Source organism: Dyadobacter psychrotolerans, assembly GCF_004349265.1.
GTDB lineage: Bacteria > Bacteroidota > Bacteroidia > Cytophagales > Spirosomataceae > Dyadobacter > Dyadobacter psychrotolerans.
Window position 1 is genome coordinate 693,959 of record NZ_SMFL01000002.1, and the last position, 14,391, is coordinate 708,349.

The window sequence follows — 14,391 nt, forward strand, 5'->3', positions numbered from 1 at the left end:
AAGAAGACTTATTCTGATGCATTTCAATTACCAAAACTATGTAGTATTAGTTGTTGCTAAATGGGGGTGATTTAACGGGCAACAATTGGTTTTCACATGTTGGTTTGAAATTGATATTATGTAGAGGAAAATTTAAAAGTGACTTAGGGATAAAAAAGGATATATCGGTAAAAACCGCGTCGATTTTTCTTTATAGGATATCACTTACCTATTTTCCAATTATCGATGAATCGCCGCAACGCTCTTACCTCCATGCTGGCTGTTACCGGAACAGGCCTTCTTCCCTCTGAAATAAATAAGAGGAAAGCTGGTCCTTTTATTTACTCTCTTAACATGAGCACCCTGCGTGGTCATAAACTTGGATTCAGGAAGGAGCTTGAAGTTGCTTCCAAGGCAGGTTACGGTTCGGTTGAAATCTGGATCAATACCTTGCAGGATTATCTCAAAACAGGCGGAACGCTTCCCGAAGCTAAACGAATTATTGATGATCTGGGGTTGAAAGTGGAAGATGCAATCGGTTTTGCTCCCTGGATTGCAGATGACCAAACAACCAGAGCAAAAGCGTTGGAACAGTTAAAGCTGGAAATGGACCAACTCGCCGCAATTGGCTGTCCGCGTGTTGCAGCCCCGCCTATGGGCGCCACGACCGGAGCTTCTCTTGACCTGGCCAGAGTTGCAGAACGATACAGGGCAATTTTGGAACTGGGTGATAAAACGACTGTTGTTCCACATTTGGAACTTTGGGGCTTTTCAAAAAACCTGAGCAGGGTGGGAGAGATCCTCTACGTTGCCAGTGAAGCCTCACATCCTTCTGCCCGATTGCTTATGGACGTTTATCATTTGCATAAAGGCGGATCGGGAATGGATAGTGTTAAAAATGTCGGTAAATCACTGGTGGAAATCTTTCACATCAATGATTACCCTGACACACCACCAAGAGAAACGATTACGGATGCGGATCGTGTCTATGCCGGAGATGGGATCGCGCCGTTAAAAGAGTTGCTTAAAAATCTTAGAAATCCCGATAAACCGGTTATTCTTTCCTTTGAAGTTTTTAACAAAGATTACTACGCCCAGGATGCGCTGCTTGTCGCAAAAACCGGATTGGAAAAAATGAAGCAGGTTAGCAAAGGGCTTTAATTTATTTTAAATGAAGGAATGATAGAATGATGGAATAGGCCCTTTGATTTAAATGGATGCGGCATCCATTCTTCATTCTTCATTCTTCATTCTTCATTCTTCATTCTTCATTCTTCATTCTTCATTCTTCATTCTTCATTCTTCATTCTTCATTCTTCATTCTTCATTCTTCATTCTATCATTTCGTCATCTTCGAAATCGGCGTTACTACAATATCTCTGAATTCGACTTCGGAACCTTCTGCCTGTAATGCAATCTGCCCTTTTTGTGCAGTGGCATTGAATCCGTAATTGACCAGTACTCCGTTTAGCCAGACTTTGATCGTGTTCCTCAGGCATTCTATACGCATGGTGTTCCACTCACCAAGGGGTTTTTCTGTCCCGTCGGTAAGGTTTGGGATTCTTCTTAATTTATCTCCGTTTATTCCCCACTTGTCTTTTGGTCCTCGTCGTTTTTCCATGTCAGGAACCGCGATGTCTTCCTGAATACACCAGAAATCGCCCGCATTCTGATTCATCATCTGTATCTCAATGGATTTTGGAAACATATCGTATAAAGCCCTTGGCGTTGAAACGAAAACCAAAACACCGCAGTTGCCCGGCTTTCCTGCAAAACGATACTGAAATGTAAGTTTAAAATTTTCATATTGAGCATCTGTAATCAAATGTCCACCCGGTGTTCCCAGACTTACCAGCAATCCGTTGCGTACGATAAATGGTGTCTGCATGTCCGGTTTTTTGTCCATTTCCGGAACATCAGCATGCCATCCTTTTAGATCTCTGCCATTGAAAAGGTTTTTTGTTTTATTTTGACCAAATGACAGTGTCGCGAAAAGTAAAAGTGCCGGGAAACTTAGAAAGGAAATTTTTTTCATGAGCTGTTTCGTTATAATTCTATTTTTATCAAAGCACACAATGACGATTCATTACTTAATTACGAATTCGGTTTTGTTCAAAAAGATAGTCTGAATCGAATCGAAGCCGTTGAACTTGTTCTAAAAATTTGTTTGGAAATACTGTACGGATTGATACTTCTGCTTTGTCTATAAATCAGATTTAGAAATTTGAATATTTTGAAGTAAAATTCGGAACGGTTCGGGTTGTTATCGTATATGCTTTTTATGAATGAGCCGAATTCAGAATTAATCTTTAAAATATTCAAAAATCGATGGAAAAATTTTTGTTGCTCATCAGGCAGGACCTGGATAAGGTGAACCAGATGACAAAGGAAGAATACCAGGTTAAACTGGACGCTATGCTCCGCTGGGTTGACGATCTGGCAAAGTCCGGAAATTACGTATCGGCAGAGCCACTGTTAACCACGGGTTCTTATGTAAGCTATGATGGTGTGAGCTCAGATGGCCCTTTTATTGAAGCAAAGGAAGCCATTGGCGGGTATTTCATTATTACTGCAAATGATCTGGATCACGCTGCTGCCCTGGCTCAAACTTGTCCGCAGGTTATTTCAGGCGAAGTAGGTATTGAGGTAAGGCCCCTTAGAATCAAGTAATGTTTGTTAAGGTATTTAAACATCGAGTATGGAAAAGTTTTTATTGCTGATCAGGGAAGATATGGAGAAACTTAAAGTTCTCCCGGATGAAGATTTTCAAGATTGTATCAAGCGCATGACACATTGGGTTGGCGATTTGGCAGAATCGGGAAGGTATATTGCGGCTGAACCATTGATGACGATTGGACGCTATGTAACGAAGGACAATGTGCTGTCTGACGGCCCTTTTATTGAAGCGAAGGAAGCAATCAGCGGTTACTTCATCATTCAGGCTGAAAATCTTGAAGAAGCAACGGCCTTTGCGCAAACCTGTCCGCAGGTGCTGAACAAGATCAGCAAAGTTGAAGTCCGTCCAATCATGTCTTTGGATAATCAGTAAATCGGGTTTCGTATGGAAAAATTTTTGTTATTGATCAGAGAAGATATTAAAAAGGAAGGTGAAACTTCTGAGGAAGACTTCCATGCCGGTATTCAGGCTATGACGCGTTGGGTAGAGGAACTGGCTGAATCAGGGAATTATCTCAGCGGGGAGCCGTTACAGACAGTTGGACGATATGTCGGTAAAGATTTCATCCTCTCAGACGGACCATTTATTGAAGCCAAGGAGGTCATTAGCGGATATGTATTTATCCAGGCGGAGAATATTAATCAGGCGGCATCGATTGCGCAAAGCTGTCCGGAAGTAACATCCGGAAATATAATAATTGAAGTTCGGCCAATTATCGAAATGGAAGATGAGTGAAATTTTGGAAAACGTACAGCAGCAGGTAAACCGCTTATATAAAAGCCATTATGGTAAAATGGTTTCATCGCTTTTGTATTTTTCTCAAAGTATCGATCTTGAATCGGCTGAGGATATTGTTCAGGATGCATTCACTTCGGCGCTAACTCACTGGCGAGATGATGGAATTCCGAATAATCCTGCAGGCTGGATTTTTCGGGTTTGTCGTAATAAGGCGCTCAATAAAATAAAACAGGGAGAAAAGATTCGCGGATTTTTTGAAGATGAGGATTTCAGTGCCTCCGAGACAAAAACCTCTGAATCTCCAATAGACGATCAGCAGCTAAAATTACTTTTCGCCTGCGCGCATCCTGATTTTTCTCCAAAAGTCCAGGTTGTAATTACGCTGAAATATGTGGCAAATCTTAAAGTCGAGGCGATCGCTAAAATTCTGGGGATGACCGTCGATGGTGTAGATAAGCTGCTTCTTCGTGCCAGACAAAAAATCCGTGATGAAAAGATATTGTTTACTGAGCCCGATTTGCTTTTCCTCAAATACAGGATTCCAATTGTTCACAAAATTATCTATCTGATTTTTAACGAAGGTTACAAATCATCCTGGGGTAAGGAAATCATCAGAGAAGAACTATGTGAAGATGCGCTGCTAATGAATAAAGCACTTTTGGAAAGCGGGGTGGGGAATAGAGAAACGGCTGCTTTGCATGCGATGATGCTTTTTAGCGCTGCCAGATTCAAGGCGAGATTCGGTGCTATGGGCGAGTTGCTGGATCTTGAAGAGCAAGACCGCTCTCTTTGGAATAAAGACCTGATTCTTTATGGTTCAAAGTTTTTGTCCGAAGCGCAGGGCGGTGTAATTTCGTCCTATCACTATGAAGCTTCCGTCGCCTATCTTCATTGCATGGCTAAAAGTTTCCGTTCAACGGATTGGGAATCAATTAGTATGTTATATAAACAGCTTCTGGAAAATAATCCTAATCCCTTTGTGGAAATGAACTATGCGATAGCACTATATTATGCCGGTCATAAACAAAAAGCAACGGATATTTTGCAGCAATTACAACAAAAGCCATTTTTAAATCAGTACTACCTGCTCAATGCGGCGCTTGGAAAGATCAATCTTCTGGAAGGTAATCTTGAAAAAGCCAGAACGTTTTTTCTCAAAACGCTAACTCAAACGGAATCGCAGGTTGAAAAAGAATATGTGCAAAAGCTGATTGATAAAATTGATAACTAGCAGATAATCAAACGCTTTTGCCCTGAATACGAAATGCATTCAGAATGGCAAGCAGGGCTACACCAACATCGGCAAAAACGGCCTCCCAGAGTGTAGCGATTCCACCTGCGCCCAAAATCATCACCAGCACTTTTATTCCCATAGCAAGTCCTATGTTTTGATAAACAATACTTTTCGTAATCCGGCCAATTTTGATGGCGGAGACGATTTTTGAAGGCTGATCATTTTGTATAACAATATCGGCGGTTTCAATGGCTGCGTCCGATCCGAGCCCTCCCATGGCAATGCCTACATCCGATAGGGCGATCACAGGCGCATCATTTACCCCATCACCAACAAAAGCAATATGTTTTCCCTTATTCTTTAAATCCTGAACAATTTCAACTTTTCCTTCCGGCAACAAGTCACCATAAGATTGGGTAATGGCCAGTTGTTTGGCAATCTTGTCTGTAACCGCGGATTTATCTCCTGAAAGCATAATGGTTTCAATCCCCATCTTTTTTAATTCAGCAATCGCTGAGGCTGAGTCTTCCTTTACTTCATCCGCTATTGTGATATATCCGGCGTACTTTCCATCAACGGCAACGGCCACAATCGTTTCAACAATCGTTTCTATTTCCGACGGATAAAGAACACTGTATTTTTTAAGCAATTTGAGATTTCCTGCCAGCACCTGCTGATCGTTCACTTTTCCTTTTAAACCATGACCTGAAATTTCCTCAACTTCAGTAGGCTTGGAAAGCGGGAGATCGGATGCGTAGGAAACAACCGCTTTTGCGACCGGATGGGTCGAGTAACTTTCTAGCGATGCAGTCAGAGATAGAAAATTGTTTCTGTCTAAACCTGTTTCAACTTTCTGTACGTTAAAAACTCCTTTTGTGAGTGTACCGGTTTTGTCAGTTACCAGGGTATCGATTTTGGTGATGGAATCCAAAAAGTTTGAACCCTTGACAAGAATCCCGTTTCGGGAAGCCAGACCAATTCCACCGAAGTAACCCAGAGGGATTGAGATGGTCAGTGCGCACGGACAGGCGATCACCAGAAATACCATCCCGCGGTAAAGCCATTGTTGGAAGTTATAATCCTGGACGAACATCCAGGGAAGCAGAATGATGACAACAGCCAACCCGAAAACTATTGGCGTGTATATTTTTGCTAGCCGGCTGATCAGTAATTGTGTCGGTGCTTTTCTGGCAGTTGCCTCCTGCACCATTTCCAGAATCCTGGAAAGTTTGGAATCCTGAAAACGAGCAGTCACCTTGATCTCAACCGATTTGTCGGTATTGATCATCCCGGCAAGCACAACTTCGTTTTCTTTTTTTGTATCCGGTTTAGATTCCCCTGTAAGAGCTGCGGTATTAAATGTTCCGAAAGCGGAGGAGAGTAAGCCATCCAGTGCCACTTTTTCACCAGCCTTTACCAAAATAGTATCTCCAATTTCCACGTCGTCAGGAGCAAGTGTTAATGTTTTGTCATCCCGCAGGACGGTTACGCTATCTGGTCGGATATCGAGCAAAGCTTTGATCGAGCGTTTCGAGCGGCTCACCGCCAGATCCTGAAATAATTCTCCGATTTCATAAAATATCATAACAGCCACACCTTCACTAAACTCGCCAATGTAAAAAGCGCCAAGTGTTGCAATTGTCATCAACGTGAATTCATTGAACAAATCTCCGCGTTTCACCCTTCTAAACGCAAGACCAATGGTTTTGTATCCGGCCAGTACATAGGCAGATACCATCAGCCCAATTTCTACCGACCGGTTAATTTTTATTCCCAGAATGTATGTTGTTATAAGAAAAACTGCCAAAATCAGCAGACTTAACCAAAGAGGCCACCGACCTGCGAGTAAACCAGCGTTTTCACCGTTGCCATGATCATGGCCATCATGATCGTCATGGGAATGATCATCATGTTCCTCATGGGAATAACTTGCATGATCATGTTTCTTGGCAGGTTTCGCTATAATTTGTATATGATCATGATCGCAGCAATGATCGGCACTTTCTGTTTTTTTATCAGTTTTCATATCCAGGCCCGGAGTGTCAGGCCGTTTAATAGTAAATGCCTGTTCTTGATGAGAAGATTGGGCTAAACAACTTTACAAAAATAGAAAATAATGGTGTGCAACAATGTTACAGGTGCTGAAAATCAGCTAGTTGCATTATTGTTGCGAAGTGCAATTGCAGTGCAGGCAGGGAGGAAAGTGTTAATAATGAGTAAGTTGGTTTGTAAGGATGTTGAAATTAATTTCTATAAACATTTCTTACAAATCACAAAATCGATTAGCTAACCCACGTTTTCCAGTTTCTTCTTATTGTCCAACTACCATTTTGCTTTGTTAAAAAAAGAATCTCGCCATAACCGTCTTTTGGACCGCAGTTTTTTTCAATCGTCAGAATTGCCTTTGTGATGTCCTCATTAAATATCGGCTGTGAAAAAATCAGATAGCAGCTTGAACCATATTGTTGCGTCAGCCAAAGTTCCGGGTTTTTCCTTTTATGTAACTCTTTGGAAAGGCGGAGTTTAGATAAAATTGGTATTTGTAATTGGATGGAGTCGAGTTTCCATATTTTTTTAGAAGCGGACAAATTCAGTATATAAGCTACATCCTTCTCGCTTAGGAAATTTTCAGAAATAAGCTCGTTTTTAATACTTCCTTTATCAACCGGTTTTCCGTCTTTTTTATAATTTCTGCCGGAATTCATCTGTGGAGACCGGTAATCCCAAAATTCTATATCAGTAGCAAAGGTCTCCATCTGAACCATACCAACTTCGGGATATCTGTATTGAAGAAGTTGATTTGCGAAAACATAAAACTCTGCCTGTTCTTTATTCATAGAGGTTTCGTCGCAGGATAAAAACGAAAAGAGACTTATAAAAATTAACAGGGAGGTGTTCCGGGTTTTCATGGCGCAAAGTCATTTTATACCCAATTTACGAGAATGAACAATGTATATCTCAGCATAATCTTTTTACGCTTAAACTAAATTTAACTATCAAATCCTGGAAGATTTCTAAGCACAAAAAAAGATGCCTCCGTCAGAAGCATCTTTACAATATTTCAAATTTGATCAGCTTTGGATAAATCAGTCATTTGCATTTTTTGGCTTACGACCCACTTTTGTCCGGTTACGGATTTTATCCGGGCGAGGACGAATTTCTTTGTCCTGAAAATATAATTTCAAAGATTCCAGAATAATGTCTTTTTGTGTAAGTCCTTCCCAGTAGCCATAATCCTTCATGTTTTCCATCAGGATATAATCGCAGTCAAAAGTAACTTTGGTGGGTACTCCGTCAACCACATCATTTGGCTGAACTACTTCCTGTTCTTCCTGAATATCGGCTACCAGTGGTAGAGGTGCAAAATCAAATTTCCTTTCTTTAGCCATCGTGTCAGTTATTAATTCGTTCCAGTATTTCTTTGGTCAGTTTGTAATAGTCTTCAGCTCCGTTGCTGTTTGGAGCATAGTCGAAAATTGTCTGTCCGCTTGCCTGTGCTTCCGAAAGTGCAATGTTGTCGCGAATGTACGAATCCATGAATACATCGCCAAGCTGCTCCCTGGTAGCACTCACCAGCTCATGACTAATCTTCTTTCTTATTTTTGGATTATACCGTGTTGCAAACACGCCACCCAGGTTTGTGCTCGGACTGATTTTTTTTATTTCTGCCGAGTAAACCAGAAAATTTCGCAACCCTTCGTAACTTAAAAATTCTGCCTGAAGAGGTACATAATACTGATGACATGAAACCAGTGCCAAACGTGTATTTCCATAAAGTGCCGGCGGGCAATCGATGATCACAAAGTCGTAACGCTCCTTTACTTTTTCAAGTGCGATACGCAGATTGAAAGGAAAAACAGGAGCAGACTTAATAGTGTCTTCTCTGTGGATCATTTCAGCCGATCCCGGTAAAATATCAATATCTCCAACTCTTTTAACAATTTCGTCAAATTCGTATTCGCCTGTGATAAAGGAGCCGCTGTCTTTTTTTAGTCCGGCATGTGTTATGCCAAAGCTCTTGGTAAGACTTGCCTGCGCATCCAGATCGATTACGAGTACTCGCGCATTAGCAAATTTGTTAAGACCGGCAGCTATGCTTTGGGCAGAAGTCGTTTTTCCTACACCCCCTTTATTGTTGACAATACTGATGATTTTCATTTAAAAGTATTAAATGTATAAAAAGTTAAACGTTTATTTAAAGATTGGTATGTAAATAAACATAAAATAATTTTATCACTTATCTATTTAAATAAAAAGTGTCAAAAGTTATTATTAGCTGTAAATGTAAAAAACTTTTAAAAAGTATTCTAAATATTATATGATAAATATTTATTTATTTTTTAAATACTTGATAATGAGTGTTTAGTGTTTTCTGTTTTTAATTACTTTCAAAATGATACAATTAAGTTTTCAGGAACGTCGCAGTCTGAATACCAAAATAAAAAAGCGATTCACCTCATGAAGATGAATCGCTTTAAAAATTGTAAATAATTCTCCGGTTAAGCGGAAATGATCGCTTCCGCCGCAGCTGCTTCTTTTTTTAATTTTGCGGTAACGTATTTGTGGATATTATACATTAAAAATACCGTTAGTACAACTGCCGCCACCACCACATTTCCAAGAAGCGGGTAATGTTCTATATAACCGGTACTGGTTTCAGAAACAATGAAGCCGGCGATAAGAGAGGCAATTCCACCAGCGATTTGTTGGACAGATGAGTTGACACCCATAAAAGCACCGCGATCCTGAGGCTCCGGAACGGCAGTCATCAACGCCGATGCCGAGATCATTCTTCCGGTAATTCCGACGAACAATAGAACGTTCAGAATAAGAATAATCCAAAGTGGCGTTACGCCCAGGTTGCAATAGATCAACGTCATGATGGAAGTAATCACGGAGCCAATTATAAACATCTGAAATTTTCCGATCTTGTCACTTAAGTATCCGATCATCGGGCTGAAAGCAAGCATACAAACCCCGGTAACCATATAAAGAAATGGAAGTTGTTTCATGGAGATACCCAGATTGTGAACACCGAAAGCACTTCCGAACGGCATTAGCATAAAACCACCTGTTGCAAGCAGGGTTGTTGCTGCAAAACCGCGCAGATATTGGGGTGTAGAAAAGATCGCCCCCAGATGGCGAAATGCATTTTTCTCAGAACGATATTTTAAGTGTCCGGTGATTGGACGTAAATATAAAAATATAATTATTCCAATAAGTATACTGGCGCCAACAATGAGCAGGAAAGGGGCGTGCCAGTTATATTGAGCCGCTAAGTATAAACTGAGCGGAATGCCAATCACCTGGCTCAAAGCAAATGCAAGCTGCACAAAACCCATCACCCTGCCTCGATATTGCATAGGGAAAATGTCGGTGATAATAGCATAACTGATCGATCCGATCACACCACCGAAGATACCCGTTACAATACGGGCCATCAGCAGGAAGTTATAGTCCGGTGCAATACCACAAAGGAAAGTCCCAACCACAAATCCTGTATAGAAGAAAAGAAGCAGTTTTTTTCTGTCAAATTCATCGGCGAAACCCGCTGCCAGGAGGCCGGCGGCACCTGCGCTAAAAGCATAAGCAGAAACCACAAGGCCGAATTGGGCAGTTGTAATGGACAGTTCATTCAGAAGAATAGCACCCAAGGGTGAAAGTACCATAAAGTCCAGGACAACAGTGAACTGCAGCGTGGCTAAAAGTGCGATAATAAATATCTGGTATCTGGAAAAACCAGATTTGGTTTGTTCTGACATGGTTTGAATTATTCTATCTGGTTAATTTTCCTTGGAAAGGTCTGTTATTATAAAATTTTCGACTACCTTTTTGTTATAGCCTTTGTAGCCCCCCTGGAAGTCACGGCCGGCAGTCCCAATAAACTCTGCCATTCTTTGTGAATTTAACTGCCTCAAAAGTGGTTCGTAGGCTCCGTCGTACTTGATAAAATATCCTGAATAAACGGTGCACTCTTCATTTTCATACAACACAAATTTTGGAAAGCGGTTCATTGGAGAAAAGATTATTTTCTTCCCAAATGATGTATCCAGCCCTTGCGCACGGCCAAAGGCATACCACGCGACAGCGTTTGGTTTGCCATTGTCTCTTTTGTCAAGCTGGCTTTTTATACTTGTCAGATAGGAGTAAGCCAGCGGATATTCACTTTGCAACTTACCTTCCGGCATGATTTTATGCTTCCCCCTGTCATCCTTTTGGTAGGGAAAAAGAATATATTCTTTAATAGAATCCGATGCTGTTTTCAGCTTTGAACCTTTGACTATCGGCTTTAGGATATGTTTTTCCAACTTCACGTTCCAACCCGCTTTACTTACCACTTCTACAAATTCACCCGAGTCTTCAACAATGGTGAACAGATATAGACCGTCGGAAAGTGTAGTAACACCCACAGAAATCTGGCAAAGGTCTCCCAAGCGGATTCCATCGGTCTTGGGAGTAAAATCAACAGATAACTGCCACTTTTCCTGCTCAGTGATTTCCGAAAAAGGGATTTCCCTGCTACTGTAAGCAAATTCCTGATCGCTGAGTTCGTACCGGAATTTCTCGGCCGAAGCCCGGCCAAAAATAGTTATTACCGCATAAGTACCGGTGTTTCCAAAGACTTTCACGGAGCCATAATTCGTTATTTGTTTTAAATTCTGATTCTGAGAAAAGTACAAGCGAAGTGGCCGGGCTGTCTGGGAGGTCAGAAAAGAGTTGGGAGTTATAAAGCCACAGATCCCATCTTCTGCCAGCAAAACCGATGCAAGCTGGAAGAACGCCACGTATGCGTCTGTGGATCCGGAACTGCAAAACGAGTAAAACGATCTTACATACTTTCGTTGCGAAGCCGGGAGGTGCTGAATACGGATATACGGAGGGTTTCCAACGATGAGATGAAACTTTGTCCTGCTGTTAATTTGGTGAAGTGCGTCTTTGCTGTGTAGATTCCACGATACTCTGAAGCCTAAATTTTCTGTTAAAGCATCCATGTTTTTCCGACAAAGTTCAAGTGCCTCGGAATCAATATCCCAGCCATGCAAATTTTTTAAACACGCTTCGATATCATTTTCAGGAATATTTTCAATAATGTATTTAGCTATGGGGATCAGAAAGCGGCCATCTCCGCAAGCCGGATCAAGGATTAAACTTTCAGTCAAATTCATTGAGTAAAACCCGGAATCCTCTAGTATTTTTTCTACGATATGAAGGGGGGTATATATTTGCCCGAGTAGTTTTTGCTTATTATAAACGCGAGTTTGTGAGCCCATTAAAACTGATTCATTGCTACTTTGTTGTGAAATTCCATTGATGAACCCTGAAATACGATGGTATCTGATTGTTTTATAAACGCTGGAAACTCATCCATGCATAAGTTCTGATTAGCCTTAGAAGGTGATACACAATATGATAACCAGGTAATTCGTCCGGGATTTTCTAACGTATCACTTCAATTCTAACCTTTATGCGTAAGGTAAGAGAATTGCCAAAGATAAACCATAATCTTTATCATCTTAATTGACAAATCTTAAAACCATTAAGCGCCTTTATATGGGGGGTCACCACAGGTGGGTTAATATCTTTGAACAGGATTTCGTAAGTGTCCTGGTGAAAAGTGAAGGCTGTTTTATCGCCGCGTATTCTTTTTGTCCCTGCCTTATACAGCTGACCAACTTCACCTTTTTCAAGCGCAAGTTTATCTATGAATCCGAGCAGGGAAGCAACTGCACCTTCGGTTTCTGACTGGTGGAAGGAAATGCAAAAATAATGGGAAGTTTTCGAATTGGGTTTGTGAAGTTGAGAAGACGGAATATTCAGAACATAGTCAGCGGCTAAATTTCCGGAGAGCCTTTTCATTGATTTGATATCAACCGAAAAGTTCTGTTCGGGCGCTGGAATGATGAAGTCTTGTCCCCAGTCCTGGCCGTCTGTAGCGCCAAAGGATTTTGCAGGACGGGAAAGATGATAGGCATCTGCAAAAACAATTTCTCCCAATGTTCCGGTAAAACGCATCATCCGCGTTTTTGATAGTTCGGTTTGCTGCTTGTCCCAAATGTTGGAGACATGATGATGACGGAGAGAGTGTTCGACAAGCTGCCGTGCAAAAAGTCTCTGATTTTCACTTACAGAGATTTGAATATACGAGGAGTTGTTCAGAACAATTTGCTCCATGCAAATCTGATAGCTAGTAAAGTGAGTACAAACCCAACAATAATGACTGTAAACGGAACGTAAGTAAATGCTACTAAGTGAATTCGGTCGAAGAACCACATCACTCCAATTAGCGCTGTAATGAGTGTGAGGAAACCGGAAATTTTGCCAAATCCGGGAATTAACGAGAATGGGATCTTACTTTTTATCAACATCAGCGATAATCCCATCGAAATGACAGGAAGAAACTGTAAAATGACATTGGTCTGCCAAATGCTTTGTCTTTCAAAGAGAAATAGGTAAATATTCAGCGTTACAGCAAAAATTCCGGGAATGCAGATTGCATAAACTAAAACCGCATATACATAACTCCAAAATTTTACATCTCGGCTTCCTGTAGAAACTAAACCTGTAATCCATACTATTACAGGCATCAATATAAAATACAGGGCCATCGGCCAGGGGTTTTCAGAAATATATGCGAAGAGTTGAGATAGTGTCATTTTTTTGAAAAAAAGAAAGAGCAGGGGATAGGATGCATCCTTTCCCCTGCTTTGCTGTTATTTACATTTGTAATAAAAATCCAATTGTAAAGTTGGCATCCCAGTCAAATACGAACTGATCGCAACCGGTCGCATCGGCAATGGATTTATAAATGTTAATTCCTGATTTTGACTTTGCATTCGTCAGTTTACTATATGCAAGTGGTGCGCTTAATGTTGTAAACCGCTCTTTTCCTTTACGAACTTCCTTTGCCATTTCGAAAGGGACGCCTCCTATAATGAAACATGTTTTTCTAAGGTCGGCAGGAATCTGTTTTGCCTTCGCATTTACTTCCTGATACACCTTGGTGTCTTCTGTGCCGTCCTGGAAATATTTCGCTCCATAAGTCTCCAAAGCCTTTGTACTTTCACCATCCATCCAGGAGATCTTTGTGTTTCCCGATCCGATGTCAACCACAAATGCTTTATTATAATAGTCCGCAGGCAGCACTGATTTTAAAGCCAATTGACCTTCCTGCTCAGGGGTAACCTGGTTAACAACATAATTAAGCGATTTAAGCGCCTTAGTGATTTTTTGAGTAACTTCTGCTTTCGCTGCTCCTGAACTAACCACAAAGTGAATTTCTTTGCCATTAACACCATAATCAAGCATGGTCCCAATATACTTTTTTAATCCGATCCTTACATCTTCGTCGGTAGCCATGTTTTCAGTGACCAGGCTGTTTCCAAACTCGGATTTTTCCAGGCTCCACCGTTTCTGCTTGTCAACTTTTATAATAAATGAATTGAAACCGCTCGCCCCCAATTCAACAACACCTTTCAACTTCCCGTCAACAGGAGCAGGTGGTGTATAGTTAAATGATGGTACTTTCGTATCGGTCACTTCTGAGTCTGTTGAAGTGCTTTCTGAAGGAGTACTTTCACCATTCTCAGAGGTTATGTCGGTTTGAGTATTTTGTGCCCGATCGGCTGCCATCTGGTCCACCATTTTTTGACCTCCAAGATATTTGTATCCAAAAAATATTGCGGCCAGTATCAGCACTGTTATAAATAGTCTTCCTGCAACTGTGAGTCTTTTCATTGATTTATAATTATAAATTATAGTTTAG

General features: G+C 41.0%; 15 protein-coding genes. 5 read left to right on the forward strand and 10 right to left on the reverse strand.

Going from position 1 to position 14,391, the window contains the following annotated elements; genetic code table 11:
• Positions 1-225 precede the first annotated feature (225 nt).
• On the forward strand, positions 226-1,140 hold the full coding sequence (locus E0F88_RS06635; RefSeq protein ID WP_131957428.1) for a sugar phosphate isomerase/epimerase family protein: 915 nt from the start codon (positions 226-228) through the stop codon (positions 1,138-1,140).
• A 178-nt stretch (positions 1,141-1,318) separates the two neighbouring features.
• Here E0F88_RS06635 and E0F88_RS06645 read toward each other — a convergent pair whose 3' ends face one another.
• A complete protein-coding gene (locus E0F88_RS06645) occupies positions 1,319-2,014 on the reverse strand; it encodes a 3-keto-disaccharide hydrolase (protein WP_131957430.1) in 696 nt (231 codons plus the stop codon).
• 293 nt (positions 2,015-2,307) lie between these two features.
• Here E0F88_RS06645 and E0F88_RS06650 point away from each other — a divergent pair, with 293 nt between their 5' ends.
• Genes E0F88_RS06650 through E0F88_RS06665 form a run of 4 tightly spaced genes read left to right on the forward strand, consistent with a single transcriptional unit; the run spans position 2,308 to position 4,625 of the window.
• Entirely contained in the window at positions 2,308-2,649 is a 342-nt protein-coding gene (locus tag E0F88_RS06650) for a YciI family protein (protein WP_131957431.1), read from the forward strand.
• 28 nt (positions 2,650-2,677) lie between these two features.
• Positions 2,678-3,028, forward strand: a complete 351-nt coding sequence (locus E0F88_RS06655) for a YciI family protein (RefSeq protein WP_131957432.1) — start codon at positions 2,678-2,680, stop codon at positions 3,026-3,028.
• Between the two features lie 12 nt (positions 3,029-3,040).
• Positions 3,041-3,391, forward strand: coding sequence for a YciI family protein (locus E0F88_RS06660; RefSeq protein ID WP_131957433.1), 351 nt, complete (start codon positions 3,041-3,043; stop codon positions 3,389-3,391).
• Entirely contained in the window at positions 3,384-4,625 is a 1,242-nt protein-coding gene (locus tag E0F88_RS06665; protein ID WP_131957434.1) for an RNA polymerase sigma factor, read from the forward strand. The genes E0F88_RS06660 and E0F88_RS06665 overlap by 8 nt, the downstream gene beginning before the upstream one ends.
• Before the next feature lie 7 nt (positions 4,626-4,632).
• On the opposite strand, the gene E0F88_RS06670 is transcribed toward E0F88_RS06665, so the two are convergent.
• From E0F88_RS06670 to E0F88_RS06710, 9 genes are all read right to left on the reverse strand, one after another.
• Positions 4,633-6,654 (reverse strand): heavy metal translocating P-type ATPase, encoded by a 2,022-nt coding sequence (locus E0F88_RS06670; RefSeq protein WP_131957435.1) that lies wholly within the window; start codon positions 6,652-6,654, stop codon positions 4,633-4,635.
• Positions 6,655-6,910: 256 nt separating this feature from the next.
• On the reverse strand, positions 6,911-7,465 hold the full coding sequence (locus E0F88_RS06675; protein ID WP_131957436.1) for a hypothetical protein: 555 nt from the start codon (positions 7,463-7,465) through the stop codon (positions 6,911-6,913).
• A 249-nt stretch (positions 7,466-7,714) separates the two neighbouring features.
• A complete protein-coding gene (locus tag E0F88_RS06680) occupies positions 7,715-8,017 on the reverse strand; it encodes a hypothetical protein (RefSeq protein ID WP_131957437.1) in 303 nt (100 codons plus the stop codon).
• A gap of 4 nt (positions 8,018-8,021) precedes the next feature.
• Positions 8,022-8,786 carry a ParA family protein gene (locus E0F88_RS06685; RefSeq protein ID WP_131957438.1) on the reverse strand — a complete coding sequence of 255 codons (765 nt, stop codon included), beginning with the start codon at positions 8,784-8,786 and terminating at the stop codon, positions 8,022-8,024.
• A 341-nt stretch (positions 8,787-9,127) separates the two neighbouring features.
• Positions 9,128-10,390, reverse strand: a complete 1,263-nt coding sequence (locus E0F88_RS06690; RefSeq protein ID WP_131957439.1) for an MFS transporter — start codon at positions 10,388-10,390, stop codon at positions 9,128-9,130.
• A gap of 21 nt (positions 10,391-10,411) precedes the next feature.
• Entirely contained in the window at positions 10,412-11,899 is a 1,488-nt protein-coding gene (locus tag E0F88_RS06695; RefSeq protein ID WP_131957440.1) for an HsdM family class I SAM-dependent methyltransferase, read from the reverse strand.
• A 238-nt stretch (positions 11,900-12,137) separates the two neighbouring features.
• Positions 12,138-12,800, reverse strand: a complete 663-nt coding sequence (locus E0F88_RS06700; protein ID WP_131957441.1) for a hypothetical protein — start codon at positions 12,798-12,800, stop codon at positions 12,138-12,140.
• Positions 12,782-13,282, reverse strand: coding sequence for a hypothetical protein (locus tag E0F88_RS06705; protein WP_131957442.1), 501 nt, complete (start codon positions 13,280-13,282; stop codon positions 12,782-12,784). Before E0F88_RS06705 ends, E0F88_RS06700 begins: the two co-directional genes overlap by 19 nt.
• Before the next feature lie 61 nt (positions 13,283-13,343).
• Entirely contained in the window at positions 13,344-14,363 is a 1,020-nt protein-coding gene (locus E0F88_RS06710; protein WP_131957443.1) for an acetate and sugar kinases/Hsc70/actin family protein, read from the reverse strand.
• Between the last annotated feature and the right edge of the window lie 28 nt (positions 14,364-14,391).

What these genes read in the sequence shown, in the direction of transcription:
- E0F88_RS06635 (WP_131957428.1), top strand. Translation starts at nt 226, where the DNA reads ATGAATCGCCGCAACGCTCTTACCTCCATGCTGGCTGTTACCGGAACA.
- E0F88_RS06645 (WP_131957430.1), bottom strand. Translation starts at nt 2,014, where the DNA reads ATGAAAAAAATTTCCTTTCTAAGTTTCCCGGCACTTTTACTTTTCGCG.
- E0F88_RS06650 (WP_131957431.1), top strand. Translation starts at nt 2,308, where the DNA reads ATGGAAAAATTTTTGTTGCTCATCAGGCAGGACCTGGATAAGGTGAAC.
- E0F88_RS06655 (WP_131957432.1), top strand. Translation starts at nt 2,678, where the DNA reads ATGGAAAAGTTTTTATTGCTGATCAGGGAAGATATGGAGAAACTTAAA.
- E0F88_RS06660 (WP_131957433.1), top strand. Translation starts at nt 3,041, where the DNA reads ATGGAAAAATTTTTGTTATTGATCAGAGAAGATATTAAAAAGGAAGGT.
- E0F88_RS06665 (WP_131957434.1), top strand. Translation starts at nt 3,384, where the DNA reads ATGAGTGAAATTTTGGAAAACGTACAGCAGCAGGTAAACCGCTTATAT.
- E0F88_RS06670 (WP_131957435.1), bottom strand. Translation starts at nt 6,654, where the DNA reads ATGAAAACTGATAAAAAAACAGAAAGTGCCGATCATTGCTGCGATCAT.
- E0F88_RS06675 (WP_131957436.1), bottom strand. Translation starts at nt 7,465, where the DNA reads ATGAATAAAGAACAGGCAGAGTTTTATGTTTTCGCAAATCAACTTCTT.
- E0F88_RS06680 (WP_131957437.1), bottom strand. Translation starts at nt 8,017, where the DNA reads ATGGCTAAAGAAAGGAAATTTGATTTTGCACCTCTACCACTGGTAGCC.
- E0F88_RS06685 (WP_131957438.1), bottom strand. Translation starts at nt 8,786, where the DNA reads ATGAAAATCATCAGTATTGTCAACAATAAAGGGGGTGTAGGAAAAACG.
- E0F88_RS06690 (WP_131957439.1), bottom strand. Translation starts at nt 10,390, where the DNA reads ATGTCAGAACAAACCAAATCTGGTTTTTCCAGATACCAGATATTTATT.
- E0F88_RS06695 (WP_131957440.1), bottom strand. Translation starts at nt 11,899, where the DNA reads ATGGGCTCACAAACTCGCGTTTATAATAAGCAAAAACTACTCGGGCAA.
- E0F88_RS06700 (WP_131957441.1), bottom strand. Translation starts at nt 12,800, where the DNA reads ATGGAGCAAATTGTTCTGAACAACTCCTCGTATATTCAAATCTCTGTA.
- E0F88_RS06705 (WP_131957442.1), bottom strand. Translation starts at nt 13,282, where the DNA reads ATGACACTATCTCAACTCTTCGCATATATTTCTGAAAACCCCTGGCCG.
- E0F88_RS06710 (WP_131957443.1), bottom strand. Translation starts at nt 14,363, where the DNA reads ATGAAAAGACTCACAGTTGCAGGAAGACTATTTATAACAGTGCTGATA.